Origin of the sequence: Nostoc sp. UHCC 0870, assembly GCF_022063185.1 — a bacterium.
In the GTDB taxonomy this organism is placed as follows: Bacteria; Cyanobacteriota; Cyanobacteriia; order Cyanobacteriales; family Nostocaceae; genus Trichormus.
In genome coordinates, this window is sequence record NZ_CP091913.1 from 4,697,264 (window position 1) to 4,716,557 (window position 19,294).

The 19,294-nt window shown below is 39.0% G+C and carries 12 protein-coding genes, 1 tRNA gene and 1 pseudogene; 7 read left to right on the plus strand and 7 right to left on the minus strand.

The window, feature by feature from the left end; all coding sequences use genetic code 11:
• Positions 1-154 precede the first annotated feature (154 nt).
• Positions 155-751 (plus strand): chromophore lyase CpcT/CpeT, encoded by a 597-nt coding sequence (locus tag L6494_RS19810; RefSeq protein WP_237989468.1) that lies wholly within the window; start codon positions 155-157, stop codon positions 749-751.
• A 158-nt stretch (positions 752-909) separates the two neighbouring features.
• Here L6494_RS19810 and cpdA read toward each other — a convergent pair whose 3' ends face one another.
• The gene (cpdA, locus tag L6494_RS19815; RefSeq protein WP_237989469.1) at positions 910-1,704 is read right to left on the minus strand and encodes a 3',5'-cyclic-AMP phosphodiesterase; all 795 of its coding nucleotides are present in this window, start codon (positions 1,702-1,704) and stop codon (positions 910-912) included.
• Between the two features lie 451 nt (positions 1,705-2,155).
• Between cpdA and L6494_RS19820 the strand changes: the two genes are divergently transcribed.
• Positions 2,156-2,227, plus strand: a tRNA-Cys gene (locus L6494_RS19820).
• Positions 2,228-2,598: 371 nt separating this feature from the next.
• On the opposite strand, the gene L6494_RS19825 is transcribed toward L6494_RS19820, so the two are convergent.
• From L6494_RS19825 to L6494_RS19850, 6 genes are all read right to left on the minus strand, one after another.
• Positions 2,599-2,871: a hypothetical protein gene (locus L6494_RS19825; RefSeq protein ID WP_237989470.1), complete on the minus strand. Its 273-nt coding sequence runs from the start codon at positions 2,869-2,871 to the stop codon at positions 2,599-2,601.
• A 153-nt stretch (positions 2,872-3,024) separates the two neighbouring features.
• Positions 3,025-4,026: an iron-siderophore ABC transporter substrate-binding protein gene (locus L6494_RS19830; protein ID WP_237989471.1), complete on the minus strand. Its 1,002-nt coding sequence runs from the start codon at positions 4,024-4,026 to the stop codon at positions 3,025-3,027.
• A 37-nt stretch (positions 4,027-4,063) separates the two neighbouring features.
• Positions 4,064-6,634: a TonB-dependent receptor gene (locus L6494_RS19835; RefSeq protein ID WP_237989472.1), complete on the minus strand. Its 2,571-nt coding sequence runs from the start codon at positions 6,632-6,634 to the stop codon at positions 4,064-4,066.
• Positions 6,635-6,836: 202 nt separating this feature from the next.
• Positions 6,837-7,682, minus strand: coding sequence for an iron-siderophore ABC transporter substrate-binding protein (locus L6494_RS19840; protein WP_237989473.1), 846 nt, complete (start codon positions 7,680-7,682; stop codon positions 6,837-6,839).
• 29 nt (positions 7,683-7,711) lie between these two features.
• On the minus strand, positions 7,712-10,300 hold the full coding sequence (locus L6494_RS19845) for a TonB-dependent siderophore receptor (protein WP_237989474.1): 2,589 nt from the start codon (positions 10,298-10,300) through the stop codon (positions 7,712-7,714).
• Positions 10,301-10,563: 263 nt separating this feature from the next.
• Positions 10,564-11,607 carry a helix-turn-helix transcriptional regulator gene (locus L6494_RS19850; protein WP_237989475.1) on the minus strand — a complete coding sequence of 348 codons (1,044 nt, stop codon included), beginning with the start codon at positions 11,605-11,607 and terminating at the stop codon, positions 10,564-10,566.
• 858 nt (positions 11,608-12,465) lie between these two features.
• Here L6494_RS19850 and L6494_RS19855 point away from each other — a divergent pair.
• From L6494_RS19855 to L6494_RS19875, 5 genes and pseudogenes are all read left to right on the plus strand, one after another.
• Entirely contained in the window at positions 12,466-13,458 is a 993-nt protein-coding gene (locus tag L6494_RS19855) for a helix-turn-helix transcriptional regulator (RefSeq protein ID WP_237989477.1), read from the plus strand.
• Positions 13,459-13,666: 208 nt separating this feature from the next.
• Complete coding sequence (locus L6494_RS19860) at positions 13,667-16,270, plus strand: TonB-dependent siderophore receptor (RefSeq protein WP_237989478.1); 2,604 nt, start codon at positions 13,667-13,669, stop codon at positions 16,268-16,270.
• A 13-nt stretch (positions 16,271-16,283) separates the two neighbouring features.
• Positions 16,284-17,270, plus strand: coding sequence for an ABC transporter substrate-binding protein (locus L6494_RS19865; protein ID WP_237989479.1), 987 nt, complete (start codon positions 16,284-16,286; stop codon positions 17,268-17,270).
• 65 nt (positions 17,271-17,335) lie between these two features.
• The gene (locus L6494_RS19870) at positions 17,336-18,196 is read left to right on the plus strand and encodes an Rpn family recombination-promoting nuclease/putative transposase (RefSeq protein ID WP_237989480.1); all 861 of its coding nucleotides are present in this window, start codon (positions 17,336-17,338) and stop codon (positions 18,194-18,196) included.
• Between the two features lie 106 nt (positions 18,197-18,302).
• Positions 18,303-18,857: pseudogene (locus L6494_RS19875) on the plus strand (Rpn family recombination-promoting nuclease/putative transposase); the annotation flags it as partial.
• Positions 18,858-19,294: the final 437 nt, after the last annotated feature.

Here is a 19,294-nt window from a genome sequence, read left to right on the forward strand (position 1 = left end):
CCCAAGTAATTGGATGTAGAGGAGTAGGTGAGACCAGGAAGACCCCAATAACCTTTAGAATACTTACAGATATTTTTTTAGCACCTCAATTTATTTATGGGGAATGTTAATTTTGAATTTTGAATTTTGAATTTTGAATTCGGAGCGAAGCGACGTGACTCATTCTACAGATATTGCCACCTTAGCGCGTTGGATGGCTGGTGATTTTAGCAATCAAGCACAGGCTTTTGCAAATCCACCTTTTTATGCTCATATACGCGTGTGTATGCGTCCTCTGCCTTGGGATGTCTTATCGGGGGTAGCATTGTTTTTAGAACAGGCTTATGACTTTATGCTGAGTCAGCCTTATCGCTTGCGGGTGTTAAAGTTATATGTTGTAGGCGATCGCATCCGCTTGGAAAACTATACTGTCAAGCAAGAGGAAAATTTCTATGGTGCATCCCGCAATGTGGAACGCCTCCAGCATCTCAAAAGTGAACACTTAGAAAAAATGCCCGGCTGTGACATGATTGTGGAGTGGACGGGCAATACCTTCAAAGGTAAAGTCGAACCAGGTAAAGCCTGTATTGTGGTTCGCAAAGACCAAAAAAGTTATTTAGATAATGAATTTGAGGTGAACGACGAAATATTCTTGAGTCTTGATAGAGGACGGGATTTAGAAACCGATCAACTTCTTTGGGGTTCTGTTGCTGGGCCATTCCAATTCGTGCGATCGCAGAGTTTTGCTGATGAAGTCGTAATCAATTTCTGATTCAATATTATCAGTTGGGTAGGGTGCGTCAGTATGAATAATTTCTCAGTATAGTTAGTTTCTATCGCACTGACGCACCCTACAGTTTGGATATTTTTTATCTGGAAGTCCCTTATCGCTTGTGAGTAGGTGATTCTTACCTACTCCCTATCTTCAATTCAAACTGTTGCGGCTGACTTGAGTGAAGAAGGATAAGGAACTCGCTCAACTCTATTTTCCCATGTGCCATCAGGGTACAGTTTCAACAGACGGAATCCAGGGAAGTCTTGATTAATGGCAAAAGTGGGACTTTCTGAATGGAATTGAAAGCAAGTTGAGGGAGTACCTAGGTATTCAACGTGATGATGCTGGTGTTGAAACTCCTGGTGAATGTGACCGAATAAGACTAACTTAACTTGGGGATAGCGATCTAGGACAGCAAATAAATCTTCAGGATTTTTCAGCTTACTTGCATCTAACCAAGCAGAGTTGACTGAAAAAGGAGGATGATGTAATGCTACCAAAGTGGGGTTATTGCCTAGAATTTGTAACTCAGATTCCAGCCACGCTAAAGTTGTAGACGACAGATAACCATGCCAATTATCAGGTAAAGAAGAGTCCAGCAAGATAAAATTCCAACCACCCCGTTGAAAAGACTTGCGTCGAGAAAGCATTCCTAGATTTAAAATTTTATCCATTGCGATCGCACAGTCATGATTTCCTGGTAGCCAATAAGTTGGTATCTTCAGTAAATTCAGGTGGTATTGCAGATTTTCATAAGATTGAGGCGTACCATCATCAGACAAATTTCCAGTCAGTAGCAGTAAATCAAGTTCATCGCGTAGTTCTTGCAAGCGTTTTATCACTGCTTGGAAAGATTCTGTAGTATGTATCCCTTGGAGTTGGTGATTTTCAGCCGCCAACAAATGTATATCCGTTACTTGCGCCACTGATATTGGAGAAGCTTGATTCATTTTTACGGTTAGGGATTTGTGCGTATTAATATTTGATTCTCCTTTTGGAACAATAGCATTATTTAGGAAAGTAATAAAATTAGCTTGCTAGTAAATACATCATTAAGAGCATCAATAACATGATTTACTTTTTATTTCCATACTTTTAAAGTAAAATACTTTTTATTTTAATTAAGCAATTATACGCAAAATACAGCAAAAAATTTGTATAAAATAGCTTAATTAAATAATATTTTATTTTTTCATCTATCCTAAGATAGAAGTTTTAGTTTTTTTGTATTTTACGACACTCATCTACAGAAGTGTAAATGTTAGTATTATCTAAATAAATCTATATTTCCTGGTGATACCAGCACCCATTTCCAGAATTGGTACAAATAAAGTCAAATTTTCCCAAACAAGGGATGTTAATTTAGAACAAAATCTGTTATTATAGGTAATTGTGAGTGCTGGCGACATAGCCAAGTGGTAAGGCAGAGGTCTGCAAAACCTCCATCCCCCGGTTCAAATCCGGGTGTCGCCTTCTAAGAAATATAAGCATTACAGGGCTTCCAAGCCCTTTTTTAATAGGAGTCATAGGTGTTGTTTCCAGAGCCTTCCAAGATTTTTGGTGTAATTTTGGGTAGTTTGGGTAAAGAACTGGGGTAAAAATGTAAGGTAGAGGTTTTTACCCATATATACGCTTAGTAACACCCTGGTACGGGCATTGTAGAATTTGTTGCAAAGCCATCGTCATCACAGACGTGGTGTTACCGGAACGCACATAATATTTGTTTTCTGGTTTTTCAACTAAATGGGCAAGTTGTGCCGATTTTTGCTCAGTGCGAAGGTCTAGACATGAGCAAAAAAACTCCGGTTCGATATGGAGATTAATGGACAGAGTCCTCTGACTTGCTAACCATTCATAAGATTCTTTTGGTGCAACACCGCTACCACAAATAGCTTACTGTCCAGCCAAAGCAGAGCTAGATTGATTTTTGTGACCACCAGATAGTCAGCAATTGTTAACTCCAGTCCTTCCCGCAAGTGAATATATAGGAGATTTCCTTGACCTAACTCCTGTGGATATGGGCAAATCGTCTCAAACTCATCTGCACACTGGTTTTGGATTTCTTCAGTTTCTGAAAAAAGTTCCCAGAAAGCTTGTTGCGAAATCGTGATTGGCATTATCTCTATCTGGTGTGTGGAAAATTAAGATACAAACACTATTTATTGCGAATTGCGAATTGCGAATTGCGAATTGCGAATTGGTTTTATAAAAAGTATTTAAACTAATCTTCAAGCACTAAATTCTCGGTGTTTGGATTATCTCCGAAAAACTCAAGGTGTGTCAATTAGATACTTAAATAAGTCATCAATAATCGCATTTGCCGCTAACATACCACTTCCAATCCAGTATTGTGGAACTAGATAAACTTTATTTTCTCGCACAGCTTTTAAATTTCTCCACAGTGGACTTGATTTAAGTTGCTCTAATTTATATTGTGCTGTTCGATTACCCTTGGCATCATTCTCAGCCGTCCAAATAAATATCACATCACCATCAGCTTGTTCGATTAATTCATTACCGATGGACATTTGAATCTGATTATTAAATAACTTTTTTGCTTCTGATGCAGTGAAATTTTGCGATTCTGGGCGAGATAAGCCGGCATCTTGTAAAACTGTTCCGCAGAAAGAATCAAGTAGATAAAGGTTAATGTTACTAGGATAGACTCGCACTACAGAAACTTTGATTTTTGATAACTTATTACCCATTTTCTGCTTAAAATCTGCGAGACGACGGTAATAATCTGCCATTACTTGTTGACCGACTTCTTTCTTTCCTAACGCCACACTAGTATTTTTAAATACCTCTTTCCATTGACCACTGTGTTCAAATTTCAACAAAACGGTTGGAGCAATTTTTGAAGTAATAGGATAAATATCTAGTTGATAGTCAGAACCCACAATCAAATCTGGTTTGAGTGCAAGGATACTTTCTAAATTAGGTTCGCCAGTTGTCCCGATGTTTTTTACTCCTGTTAGCTGATCTTGCCAAAATGATGAAAAATGGGAGATCACAGCACCAAGAGGTTTAATTCCTAGTGCGATCGCATTTTCAGCATCATCTAGAGTCACAAGTCGCTCAAATTTGTCTGGAATACAGGTAATTCCCGCAGCGTGTTCCACCTGACGACAAGCAGCGTTGGTACTTTGATAATTAACAGGTAGAGAACCACCACGATGACAAGCTACAGCCAGGAGTAGAGTAAAAAATATTACAATGCTAAATCGCAACCAGCGAGTAAAGCTTTTTATTCTGATATAACTGTCATTCATGATGGTATCTCAAATCCTACACCTGATTTTCGTCAGATTAAAATGTCACAGAAAAACTACCAACCACTGTTAACGGTGCGCCAGGTTCTATAGCAACTCTACCAAAATTTGCTCCGTGAAAATATTTTTCATTGAACAGATTTTGGATATTAATTCCAGCTCGCCAATTATCACGTTGATAGTAGATGGTTGCGTCTGTTCTCAGATAACCAGGGATGACATAAGTATTGTCGTCGTCACCTTGGCGATCGCCTATATAAAACAAACCAAAACCAAAACCTAAACCTTGTAAATTACCGCGTTGTAATTGATAAGTTGTCCATAAACTGGCTGTATTAAATGGGATATTCGCTGGACGATTCCCAGCCAAACCATCATTAAATTCTGTGTACTTAGGATCAACATAAGAATAAGATGCAATCACATTCCAACCAGGACTAATTTCTCCCCTAACATTGAGTTCAATACCTTGGCTGCGTTGTTTTCCTATGGGAATGCTAAAGTCTGGATTAGCTGGATCGGTTGTAGCCATATTTGATTTTGTAATGTCATAAGCTGCTAAGGTAGCAGCTAATTTGCCATCCAAAAATTCAGCTTTTACTCCTACTTCGTATTGAGTTCCTCGTTCAGGCTCTAAAATTGTTCCATCTACGCTTGTCGCAAAATTTGGTGAAAATGATTGACTGTAACTAGCATAAAGAGAAATAGCTTGAATAGGTTGATAAACTATACCCAGTCTGGGGGTGATAGCTGTATCGTATTGATTGGATTCAGAACCATTCAAGAAATTTTTGCTGTTTTGATCTACAAAATCCAACCTTCCACCCACAAGAAATTTTAAATTATCTGCAAAAGCTATTTGGTCTTGCAAGAAAATTCCTAAACCAGTGCTTCTATTCTGGTTATTACGCACAACGTTTGTTAATTCTTCTAAACCAGGTCTGGGTATGGCATTGTAAACTGGGTTGAATACATCAATACTTGGTGTAATTCCTCCTGGTAATCGCTTTTGAGTTCCCCCTGATGTGGCTCTAGCTAAGTCAACACCAAATAAGAGAGTATGGTTAATTGAACCTGTAGTAAACTTACCAACTAGATCAGTTTGTAAAGTATAATTTTCTTGATAGTCATCATTGGATCTAAAGTTGCGTGACAGAATGCCTGTTGTTTCATTTAATCTTACAGGTTCAGCACGATAATCAAAACTATCTGAACTCTGATATCGGAAAGCATTGCGGATTTTCCAATTATCGTTAAAATTATGCTCTAAGCGATAGCTAAAACCTATTTCTTCAACTTTCCTTACATCATCTGGTTCGCCTAAAATACGCTCCACAGGAATGTCCAGAATACCGTTACCAAAAGCTAAAAATCCCCGATCAAATGGACGTTCATCGTTGAGATAGTCAAATTGAAACGTTAAGTTAGTTGCTTTGCCAATTTCCCATTTTAAAATGGGTGAAATAAAGAATCGTTGAATATCTTGATCAAAATTGCGGAATCCTGCTGAAGATTCGTAAACAGAGTTGAGCCTATATAACAGAGTTTTATCAGAATTTAGTGGACCTGAGATATCAAGACTAGGACGAAATGTGGAGAAATTACCCACTGACAATTCAGCATTATAGTAAGGATCTCTGAGAGGTTGCTTTGTAACTAAGTTAATTACACCTCCAGGTTCAACGCCACCATATAAAACTGAAGCCGGTCCTTTCAAAACTTCTATGCGTTCAACGTTTGCAGTTTCCCTAATACCACCTCGTCCATCTTTGAAACCATCAACTAAAATACCACCACCAAAAAGACCACCGGTAAAAAATCCGCGATTAGCCAGTTGATCTACTCCCCCACCAAACCCACCATTTTGAACCACACCACCAACATTCAGCAGTGCATCTCTTAAGCGAGTAACTCTTTGATCTCTAATCACTTCTTCAGGAACTACTTGAATAGTCTGAGGAATATCTCTGATCAAAGTGTCAGTTCTAGTTCCAGTGGAAGCATTGGGTACACGATATCTATTTTGCTCACCTGTGACTATTAATTCAATCGGTGTTTCACTCTGTGCAGATGGTTCTTCTGGCTGGGTTTCAGTGCTGGGTTGTGTCTGTGGTGTTTGTGTAGTCGTCACAGTTGGTACAACCCCAAAAACCAAACCTTCATCACCATCAAATAACTCAACTTGTGGCGCACCAGTTTCACCCGTCACTGTCACGCGAACAGTGTTTGCATCTAAATTTGTGACTATAACTTCACTAATTCCCGCAGTCGGTTTTTCTTGGCGGAATATATCACCATTAGGTAGGCGTAATTGGGTGTTAGGTATATCTACAATGTAATTGTTGCCCTCACTTTTCACTACTGATTGGAGCTTATCACTTTGATTGGTTTCTAAAATTATATCAAGCCCCTTATCAGTAGATTGTAATCTTACTTGGGGAATCACAATAGGTGATTGAGCTAGCAATTGTTTGACTTTGCTTACAGGTTTCAGATTATCTTTTTTCTCCTGTATGCTGCTGCTTTTTATCTCCTCAGCAATTGCGGGCATAGTAACTAAAATTCCGCTCAAACTCGCTATCCAAATCAGTTGTTCTAGTTTTGACATTTTCCTCACACTCCAGTTAAATTAGTTGTGCAAAAATAAGTAAAAATCTTTCGCCAAATGTAATATGTTCAACAAGACTATGGCTAACTCAGATATTTAAAAAGGTCATCAAGTAGTTTATTAATTCCAAAAAAGCCGTATGTCCACCATCTATTTACTTGGACTTCATACACTTGATTATTTTTTGCTGCTTTTAGTGTAGTTAAAAGAGGATTTTGAAAAAAGCTTGTGTTAATTGCTTGGTATCGTTCATAACGAACAAAACATCAGCATCATACTTATTTAATATCTCAATACTGGATACTACAGTTTCTTCTTTTTGATTTGCCAGTACAGGTATTAGTCGTATGCCAATGTCTTGGAAAACTTGATTATAAGTTTCATTATCTGAATATGTAGAGATGAGACCTTCTCCAAAAATATAAATCACCGATACTTCTATCTCTTTGAGACGTTCACCCATTAAATTTTGCAACTTTTGAACTCGTTCATAGTATTGAGTGATGACTTGCTCTGCTTTTTCTGGCTCACCTAGTATTTGAGCAATAAAGCGGAGATTTTCTTTGAAAGAGTAATTTAAACCCGGCAAATCTACCATAACTGTAGGTGCGATCGCAGATAATTCTTTATACAAACTTTTTTGGTATTCACGCATCAAAATTAAATCGGGTTTGAGCTTGATAATTCTTTCTAAATTAGGCTGATTTCCAGTGCCAATTATCTCGATACCAGCCGCTTCATCATTAGTTACACCACGGAATAAAAAGTCGTACTCTGGAAAATAACTGACTGTACCAATTGGTTTGATACCCAAAGACAATACCGGGTCTAAAAGACCAATATCATTTAATACAATAATTCGCTTTGGTTTGATGGGAATTCTTGTTTCACCCAAAGCGTGTTTGACTAATTTTGTGGCGACCGGAAGAGGAGATGTAGATAAATTATTATTACCTTGAATTACATTTTGCGAAATATTACCATGACAAGCTAATAGCAAGACGATAGTAACAATCCCTAGCAACAATAATTTGAGGTAACCATACACTTTAATACTTTCTCCTCTTTCAATTTTGGTTAAAATTCAATTGCAAATGAACCCACCAATGTTAAAGGTTCACCATAGTAGACACCTAAACGACCACCATCAGAACCATTAAAATAGGTTTTATCAAACAAGTTACGAACATTTAAAGCAGCTCTCCAGTTGTTGCGCTTGTAAAATATCGACGCATCAGTACGGACATAACTGGGAAGAATATAACTGTTGTCTAAATCTCCGAAGCGATCTCCTACAAAAAATAATCCCAGTCCAAATCCTAACCCTTGCATACTTCCTGCTTGAAGTTCATAGGTTGTCCACAAACTTGCTGCGTGTTCTGGAATATTATCGCGTCGGCGACCTTCTAAACCACTAGTATCTTTGCTAACAAAGGCATCAATGTAAGAATAGGATGCGATTACTTTCCAACCTGGGGTAATTTCCCCAGCAATGTCAAATTCAATACCTCGACTTGTCTGTTCCCCAGTTTGAATTTGCTCGTTGGGGTCGGATGAATTGGGATCATCAACGGTAACATTTTGCTTACGGAGATCATACAATGCTAAAGTCGCGCTCAAATTGCGGGTAATATCAGCTTTCACGCCTACCTCAAATTGTCTACCTGTTTCCGGTTTAAATGGTTCACCATTACCATTGCGACTTGTGCCGAAACTGGGTTCAAAAGAGGTTGCATAAGATGCGTAAAGGGAGATATTTTCAGATGGTTGATAAACTATTCCTAATCGGGGACTAAAGTTGCTATCAGATTGGGAAAATTCTTCTTTTTCTTCGCCTAAACTGCGTGTTGTGCGAGTTTGCTCAAAAATATCAAATCGCCCTCCTACTAGTAATTTGAGTTGGGGATTAAGTTCGATTTGGTCTTGGATATAAAACCCATATTTATCGAGAGTATCATCACGGAAAAAATTTAAGATTCCTTGTTTTGGATACTCTAAACGAGCGTAGACTGGGTTAAATATATTAATAGATGGGTAAGTTTCAAAGTCTCCAAAAGTTCCATCTTCGGTGATTTTAGCATAGTCAAATCCAAACAATAATTGATGTTTAATCGAGCCAGTTGAGAATTTTCCTACTACATCCATTTGGGTAGAATAAGCATTATCTCGACGCTCGGAAAAATAACTCAATCTACTTAATTCACCCGTTTCTTGATCAAGAGAATCCCGTATAGGATAGTAACGGGCTAAATTTACAAATTGAGCGCGGAAAGAATTTCTGATTGACCATTGATCGTTAAACTTATGGTCAAGTGCATAACCAAAATTAGTCACATTTATTTCCACATTCTGGAACGGTTCACCTAAAAAACGTTCCCGTGGCAAATTTGCCGGACGATTACCTATTGCCACAGTACCATCATCGGCTGTCCGTGTTTCTTCAATCCAAGAACCATCTATAGTTAAATTTGTTTTATCACCAAGTGCAAACTTGAATCTAGGAGCAAGAAACACACGTTCTGAATTTACAAAGTCACGAAAACTTCCAGCATTTTCATAGGAAGTATTAAAGCGATAAAGAGCAGTTTTACTGTCATTTAATGGCCCAGATAAATCAATCCCACCCCGATAGGTGCTAAAACTGCCAACAGTTCCCTCAACAGAATAAAACGGTTGAGTTAGAGGTTGTTTAGTAACCAAATTCACTAAACCACCAGGGGGTGCATCTCCAAACAAAACTGATGCTGGGCCTTTCAGAACTTCTATACGTTCAATATCAGCTGTTTCAATCAAGCCACCATAATCCTGATAAGAACGAAGTCCATCCCGAAATAAGTTTGCACCAAAACCACGTAAAGAAAGATATTCACTAAAACCTTGGTAGTAACCCGCGCTAGTAGAACCACTTACATTTCGTAGTGCATCTTGAACGCGAATTGTTCCTTGGTCTTTGAGGACTTCGCGGGGTATTACCTGAATTGATTGCGGAATATCACGAATAGGTGTATCTGTCTTAGTTGCAGTAGATGCTTGTTCTACACGATAACCACCCTGTTCACCTGTAACTACCAGTTCAATAGGTGCTTCACCCTGTGCAGATGGTTCTTCTGGCTGAGTTTCAGTGCTGGTTTGCGGTTCTACTGGCGTGGGTTGTGTCTGTGGTGTTTGTGTAGTCGTCACAGTTGGTACAACCCCAAAAACCAAACCTTCATCACCATCAAATAACTCAACTTGTGGCGCACCAGTTTCACCCGTCACTGTCACGCGAACAGTGTTTGCATTTAAATTTGTGACTATAACTTCAGTTATTCCTGGAGTCGCTTTCTCTTGACGGAATGTATCACCGTTAGGTAGGCGTAATTGGGTATTGGGAATATCAACAATATAGCTATTCCCTTCACTCTTATTTACCAGTTGCAGTTTATCTGATTGATTAGTTTCTAAAGTTACCTCTATCCCTTTGTCTGTGGCTTGGGACTTAACACCTGTGATTTGAATTAGCGACTGAGCCAGCCATTGCTTAATACTGGTAGCAGGTTTTTCTACATCACCCAATTGAGAAATTTTAGAGATTGGTTTTTGGCTATCCTCTGCTAACACAGGGGGGTTAACCAGTACCAAAGCCACACCGATCATCCAAGTTAGTTTTTGTAACTGATTTGACATCACTCTACTCACCCACAAATAAGTGATTGGGGAATGGGGACTGGGTATTAAGAAATTCTATTACCTACTACCCCATGCCCAATCACCTTTACTCTCGTAATTAGTAATTAGTATCAAAAAGCTTACAGGAAAGCTCTTGCATATAGATGAGTGCTTTGAACGCTAGACGGAATTTTTTGAACGCTAGACGGAATTTTTGAATTTTTAAGTTGTTTAATCAGGTTATGATTACATGGAAATCTTTAAATTTATGGCTCTTATCCTTATCCTATCAACTGATTAAGTTCCATTGATAAACGCGAATTATCTATCAAAAATTCTTTGGGATTGATACCAAATTTTTTTCTAAAAGCGGTAGCAAAGTAACTGCGACTAGAAAAACCAACTCTACGCGCTGCTTGAGAAATGTTTATTTCTCCTGCTACTAACAATTTGCGTGCTTCTTCTAATCTATGATGATGTAAATAGCCAAATACTGTCGTATCAAATACTAGCCGGAAGCCACGTTTAAGAGTGCAGTCATTTAAGCCGACTTGTCTAGATAACTCCATTAAAGAAGGAGGATTTTCTAAATTTTGGAGCAAAATTTCTTTGGCGTGGTGAATACGTTCCACATCATCAGGTTTGAGTGCAAAGGTATCATTTTTACCTTGACGTGCAGAGACATCTTCTTCAACCAGCAATACCATTAGTTCTAAAACCTTACTTTCTAAGTACATCCGTTTCATCATTCCCTGGTAGGGACAATTTAAAATTTGTTGTAATGCAATTTGCATTGCTGGAGTCGTAGTACCAGGACGAGAATAATATTCTTGATGATTGTTTCTGACTAAATGAGTTAATTCTTGCGGAAGCTGATTTTTTTCTTTACCCATAAAAAGGCAAAATAGCTCCGTTTCCATGTGAACATTAATCTCAATGATTTTTTCTGATTTAAATGTTTTATATTTCTCCTTTGGTGCTAGTCCACTACCCCACAATCTATTTTGTCCGCTACTAACAGCAAAATGATTATCTTCGTAATAGCCTGCTAGATAAAAGCTGTATTCTAAAGGATGTTGTCGCTCAGGGAGTTTTATAATTAAATCTTCATGTAATTGGTGTTCGGAAATAGATAAATATAAACCATCTCGTAGTTCTATTCCACCAGACAATCCTTGACCTAATTCTTCCGGGAAATAGCAAATAGTATCAAATATATCCCAGCGATCGCCTACGCTTGGACTTAGCCCATCGGACTTTTTTTCTGTTTCTGGTATCTCTACAAATAAATCCCAAAAAGCTTCTTGTGAAATTGTGATTGTCATAAATAGTGGCAATAAGTTATTATATTTGTTGCTAATTATTAGTAATATATTTTAGTAAATACTCAACGTAAAGTCACTTTGATCAGTATTTGTGATAAATACAGCAAGTAGCTGCTTACTGAGATTAATTAGCACTAACATAATTAGAATAGCTTATTTTTATAGCACTAATTTGTTATTAAACATACAAAATTTTTGCTAGATTTTCTCAACTACCGAGATTGCTTGGCAACCTCAAGAATATTACTTGCTGACATAGGGAAGCAGCTTGTCGTTAGACAGCACCAAAAAAATCTCGAATCGTCCAAAGAGGACGACAACAAGGGTGCAAGGTGAAAGCGATGGTTTCCGAACGACCGGAGGCGATCGCTTAATTCAAAATTTATTGAAAATTAGTTGCAATAAATTAAATCATTTGTTAGATTATTGTTATACAAATCTATTACCTCCAACATCAGGCTTTCTTGTGGGAGAACTACTCTCCCACTTATTTTCTGATTGCAAAAATCTCAATACATCACGATAGGTGTTGACTTTAGTGTCAATAACTAGATTTTATAAATTTGAAATTTAGCAACACAAATAATTAATTAAAATATGAGTAACTGCCCTTGCTGTCATGGAAAACTGCTGCAACACATTGGTAGCAGTAGAATTTACTGGTTTTGTCTCGATTGTCGCCAGGAAATGCCAAATATGAGTTCAGTCGTTCATACTAATTGCTTTTCGTCCGCAATATTGTCAGCAAAAGTAGGAAGAAAAGCCTTGTGATGTTTGCAGTCAAAATGCTTCTAAGTAGAAGTAGAATATCAGCTATGCTATTCTAGCAAGAGAATCTAATGCAAATACTTCCTATTTATGGTAAATTTAATTTCTCAAACGGAGTATAAACGCACATGGCAGCAAATTAACCAAAATACTCATTATCTAGAAGCAACTGATAATACCGATTTTATTAATTACTGTCCCCAGCACTTCGGTAGAGGATATCATCGCTGGATTAAGCTACGAGGAATTAATCTGCTGATTGTTGATGAAAAATTTGACGATGATTTGTATGTTGAATATAAAGACATTAATGATTATGAAGACGATATTATAGAATTCGGTTTTAATTTATCAGGCTCATACTCCCAAGGAAATGGTACAGAAAGCTTTTTTGATTGGATTTATATAGATGAAATAGACAAAGTAGAAGATTTTATTATTTTTGCTAACAAGCGACGGCTGAAAGTGGATATTCACCTAGATAATCAAAGTTTACTTCAGAGTTTTATCGTTAATCATCAAGAAAAATTACCTAAAAATTTAATAAATTTGATTGAAGGAAATACTAAAAAAAGATTTTATGAAACCAATATAATTACACCAGAAATGCAGTTACCACTAGAGCAGATTATCAACTGTCCATTTCAGGGAATAAGTAAATATATATATCTGGAAGGTAAATGTTTAGAATTAATCGCACTCAAATTAGAACAATTGGCACAGAATGAAAAGCCAATGGCTAAATCAGTAGTGTTAAAAAAGGATGATATTGAAAGAATTTATGCAGCCAAAGTCATTTTAATCAAAAATATCAATAATCCCCCCTCATTAATCGAACTAGCGCATCAAGTAGGATTAAACGATTACAAGTTAAAAATTGGTTTTCGTCAGGTGTTTGGTACAACAGTTTTTGGTTATTTACATCAACACCGTATGGAATTTTCACGTCAACTGCTTTTAGAACGACAGATGAGTATAAAAGAAATAGCCCGTACCGTTGGTTATATCAACCACGGTTGTTTTGCGGCTGCGTTTCGGAAACGATTCGGTGTTAATCCTAAACACTACCGGCTGAAAAGTTAGCACAGAGTCGCCCTTAAGCCTTCATTAAATCTCTGCGTTTAAAAATAAAACTAATTAATAAGCTAACTAACAGCAAATAGCTATCGATTTCTCCAAAAAATCCGTCAAACGCCGAAAAAAATCCGTCTTGCAGCTGAACAGGTATTCTAAATCATAGGGAATTTATTGTAGTCTTTTTGAAATGGATTCCTAAGTGGTGTGAGAAGAGATGTCAACAAAGCTACAATTATTTGCAAGTTTATGGTTAACTGGGGTAGTAGTTGCAGCTAAACCTGCTTGGGCAATTCCCCATGTGAGTGATGTGGAACTGCCTGCAAATACTGTCAAAGAATTAGTATCACAAACTGCAACTCCCCAATCTCTAATTATTGTCAATGAAGTGCAAGCCAATCCCACTGAGAAAGGTGTAGAGATAATTTTACAGACAACTGTTGGTGAACAACTGCAAATCAGCGATCGCAGTGGTGATAATAACTATATTGCAGATATTCCTAACGCTCAATTGCGTTTACCGAGTGGCGATGAGTTTAGATTCAGTTCCCAGCAACCAGTTGAGGGTATTACTGAGATTACCGTCTCCAACCTGGACGCTAACACTATTCGGGTGACAATCACAGGTGAAACAGGATTGCCGAATGTCGCATTATTTGACACTGATCAAGGGTTAATTTTGAGTTTGACACCTGCTACAACTGCAATGCAAGCACCACAGCAGCCTCAAGTTGAGCAGCCCACAACTGAAGCACCACCAGCAGAACCATCAACGCCAAGTGATCAGCCGATTGAATTAGTGGTGACGGGTGAACAAAATGGGTATCGTGTCAGAGATAGCTCAACAGCAACTAAGACAGATACCCCATTGCGTGATATTCCTGCCAATATACAGGTGATTCCCCGTCAGGTTTTGGAAGATCAAGGGGCTGTACGCTTAGATGAAGCATTGCGTAACGTGGGTGGTGTTACCTACTCTAGTTCTTTTGGTAATCGCGGACAAGATTTTCTGATTCGGGGATTTTCTGCCACCAATTACAGAAATGGGTTGAGAGAAGATACTGGTGGTGGCAGTTCTTTTAACAATCGGACTGCTCAAGAGACGGCGGATGTAGAACGGATTGAAGTTCTCAAAGGCCCGGCTTCTGTTCTGTTTGGACAGGGTGAACCGGGAGGTATCATCAACCTAGTTTCTAAAAAACCACTTTCAACGCCTTACTACAATATTGGCTTCACGGCGGGAAGTTATGACTTCTACCGGCCAACATTGGATTTTTCCGGGCCATTGAATGATGATGGTTCGCTGGCCTATCGCCTGAATATTGCATACGAAAGTGCAGGTAGTTTTCGAGATTTTACCGATTCCAGGCGTTATTTCATTGCTCCCTCCTTAGCGTGGACAATTAGCCCCAGTACAAAGCTGACTCTAGAAGCATCTTATCTCCAAGACAGAAGGACATTTGATCGAGGTCTGCTTGTACTCAATGGTGCAGATCGCCCGGCGGATTTGCCCTTGAGTAGAGCTTTGTTTGATCCCAGGTTCTCGAAAACTAATTATGATGAAACACGAGCTTATGTATACCTTGATCACAATTTTTCTGATGATGTGTCATTGCGTAGTGCATTCCGCTACACGACTAGCTTTGAATCTGACCGCGAAGGGTCATCAGGTCTTAGCGGCGGATTGCTAGACGATAATCGCACTGTAAGAATTGAAGCTTACACTGGTGATCAATTTTTTGAGACATATACCTTCCAAAACGATTTAGTTTGGGGGTTTAAGACAGGAGCGATCGCGCACAAGCTTTTATTAGGTCTAGAAGTGAGGAACTCCTTTGCTCGTTACACTGCTCAACCCCTTGCAGGACAACAGCAGGCCATAACTGGAGGATTGCTCGATATCTTTGAGCCAGACTATAATGCGATCGCCTACACTGGTGGCTATGATTTCTATTTTGGTGGTGAGCAGAAAGAGGAAAAACTCTTTGGTATCTACTTACAAGACCAAATTACCTTATTAGATAACCTCAAACTAGTGATTGGCGGTAGGTTTGATAGTGTTACCTCCAAGCAGCGTTTTGGAGACTTTCGTGAAGATATAGATGATAGTGCATTTTCTCCCCGTGTTGGTATTGTTTATCAGCCTAGTGAAACTCTATCGCTTTATGCCAACTACTCACGGTCATTTGTGCCACAAGGAGGTCAAAGTGCAACCAATACCCCCTTTGAACCAACGCAGGGTACACAGTATGAAATTGGAGCTAAAGCCGATTTTCTCGATGGTCGTCTTTCTGCCACTATAGGCGCGTATAACATCACCAGAAGTAATATTACAACAGCCGATCCTGATAATCCCCGCTTTTCCATTCAAGTTGGTGAACAAAGAGCTAGGGGTATTGATATAGATGTAGCTGGGGAAATTTTACCTGGTTGGAATATTATTGCTTCCTATGCTCTTATCGATGCCACAATTACTCAAGACAACACCTTTGAAGTGGGTAATCGCTTGAATAATATTCCTCAAAATGCAGCTAGTTTGTGGACAACTTATACACTTCAATCTGGTGACTTAACAGGTTTAGGCTTTGGTGCAGGAGCTTTTTTCGTCGGGGAACGAACGGGAGATTTAGATAACAGTTTTACATTACCAGGGTATACTCGCGTTGATGCGGCGATTTATTACAACCGTAATAATTTCCGTGCGGCGTTAAATTTTAAGAATTTGTTTGGTACAGAGTATTTTGCAGGTTCGCAAAATCGGCGCGCTGTTGTTCCTGGCGCACCCTTTGAGGTACAAGGAACAATTTCTTGGCAATTTTAGATAACTACAATCAATGAAGTTTTGGTTCAGAAATATCAAACTGTTGCTGCTGTCAGTGTGTACATTGATTTTAGTTGTAGCCTGTAATAGCAGCACACCCCAATTACCCAGCCGTACCAATTCGGAGAGTGTATTATCAGATTGTCGTGTGATTCAGCATGACGGTGGTGAAACAAAAATTTGCGGCCATCTGCAAAAAATTGTGGCTCTGAGTCCACCGATATTAGATATTTTGTTGTCATTAGGGGTGCAACCGGCAGGTTATGCGGAAGTGGATTTGTTAAAGCAAAAAGTATTTGATAATCCCAGTCAGCAGATACCTTTTTTAGGCGATCGCGTCACAAGTAAACCTGTGAATTTAGGCGATCGCCATAATCCCTCTATAGAAACATTAGTGCAACTCAAACCTGATTTAATTTTGGGTGAAAAATTTCAACTCCAGACCAATTACAAGTTATTCTCTAACATTGCACCAACGGCATTTTTTGACACTGGGGAAAAAACCGGATGGAAAACTGCGATGCAAGCGATCGCACAGGGGTTAAATCGAGAAGAACAAGCAAAACAGGCGATCTTATCCCATAATCAACTTGTGGAAACAGTCAAAAGCCAACTAGCACCAGTGATATCAGGGCAAACCATTATTGTTTTAGGCTGGAACGGACTTTCCAATGAATCATTTATCTTATCGTCTGGTTTAATTACTGGGTTGCTTGAAGATTTAGGCTTTCAGGTCATTGTCGGAAAAGCAGACAGACCGAATATTTCTGTTGAAACCATAGCAGAGATTAAAGCCGATCATATTTTAGTTATGCCGACTACTGGAAGTGACACGATCGATAATGCCAAACAGGAGTGGCAAAACAATCAAATTCTGCGCTTAATTCCCGCCGTACAAGCGGGAAAGATTTATTTTATGGACTATCAACTGGTTCGTATTCGAGGGCCAATTGCAGCTGAGATATTTATCAATCAAATTCGTCAACTGTTGCAGTCTTAATGTATCAGATTTTTAATTATTCATGAGATAATCACAATGCTTAACGAAATAGCTATCTATTCTCAATGTCCTTTGACAATCTCTGCAAACTCCTATCAGAAAAACACCCGCAAAAATTCGCCAGTTGGGTATTAGGGACACCCCAAACAGAGGTTACAGTCCTGAAAACCGAATTGAGTATTGAACCCATCCGCGCCGATTACGTCACCTTTTTACAACTACAAGGCAGGATTTTACACCTAGAATTTCAAACCAAAATCGAATCCACACCACCCCTATCTCTGCGAATGTTAGATTATTGGGTGCGGTTGTATCGGTTGTATCGTTTACCCATCACACAAGTTGTAGTATTGTTACTTCCTCCCAAAGATGAAAGCGAAATTACTACCACCTTTACAGTAGAAAACACCCATCATCAATTTCGAGTAATTCGGATGTGGGAAGAAAACCCCGAACCGTTTCTTCAGGATTCAGCCTTATTACCCCTAGCACCATTAACAGCGACAAATCAACCCCAAATCTTGCTAGAACAAATTGTGCAGCGAGTCAACCAAGTCCAGACAACCCAACGACCGGAAATTTCTGCCTACACCCAAATCTTAGCGGGGTTAAAATTTAAAAAGGATTTGATTAAAAAACTATTTCGGGAGGGTATGATGCGCGAGTCAGTTATTTACCAAGAAATTCTCGAAGAAGGCGAACAGCGAGGGGAACAACGCGGACGACAAGAAGGGCGACAAGAAGGGCGACAAGAAGGGGAACGAAGTCTGGTTTTGCGTCTACTCACTCGCAAGTTAGGAGAATTACCCCCAGAGATGCGCGAACAGGTAGAGACTCTGAGTTTGGAAGAATTGGAAAATCTGGGTGAGGCTTTACTGGACTTTAGCAGTTTGTTGGATTTGAACGCATGGTTAGCCCATCAGTAGAAACTTAACCCCAAGCAAACTAGGGATTCTTGGGGTTTGCTTGGTTATTTATTTTATGACTCTCTACGAGATAATAAAAATGCTTAATGAAATAGCCATGTAATCAATGTCCTTTGACAATCTCTGCAAACTGCTATCAGAAAAACACCCAGAAAGATTTGCCAGTTGGGTATTAGGGACACCCCAAACAGAGGTTACAATCCTGAAAACCGAATTGAGTATTGAACCCATCCGCGCCGATTACGTCACCTTTTTACAACTACAAGGCAGGATTTTACACCTAGAATTTCAAACCAAAATCGAATCCACACCACCCCTATCTCTGCGAATGTTAGATTATTGGGTGCGGTTGTATCGGTTGTATCGTTTACCCATCACACAAGTTGTAGTATTGTTACTTCCTCCCAAAGATGAAAGCGAAATTACTACCACCTTTACAGTAGAAAACACCCATCATCAATTTCGAGTAATTCGGATGTGGGAAGAAAACCCCGAACCGTTTCTTCAGGATTCAGCCTTATTACCCCTAGCACCATTAACAGCGACAAATCAACCCCAAATCTTGCTAGAACAAATTGTGCAGCGAGTCAACCAAGTCCAGACAACCCAACGACCGGAAATTTCCGCCTACACCCAAATCTTAGCGGGGTTAAAATTTAAAAGTGTAGTAAAGTGGCAGCACCCTCTTAGGAAAGGTGTAGTTAATCATATTCCCCTTTCTCAGGGACTCCGCACAGATATCTCGAATTTTGAGTATCCAGATATTTATGATCATGATTATTCTGGTGGTGAAGATTACCCTATGGCTCTGGTATTTCGGAGCGAAGGCGTTCTCAAAGAGCAAATATTTGGTATAAATAAAGACGCTTGTGAACAACCGGGAGAAAGTTATTTATTTTACTATCCTCCAGGAACACGAGAAATTGAGACAAGGATGCCGGGACGCAATGTTAGCGTCAGAATCCGTTTAGAACCGCATCTGGTGAGATTATTGAGCCAGGGTCAGGAAGACTATTTACCTTGCTTACTTAAACCCTGCTTAGAAACTGATACACCGCTTCCATTTTATCAATCACTGGGTAAGATGACTCCGGCGAT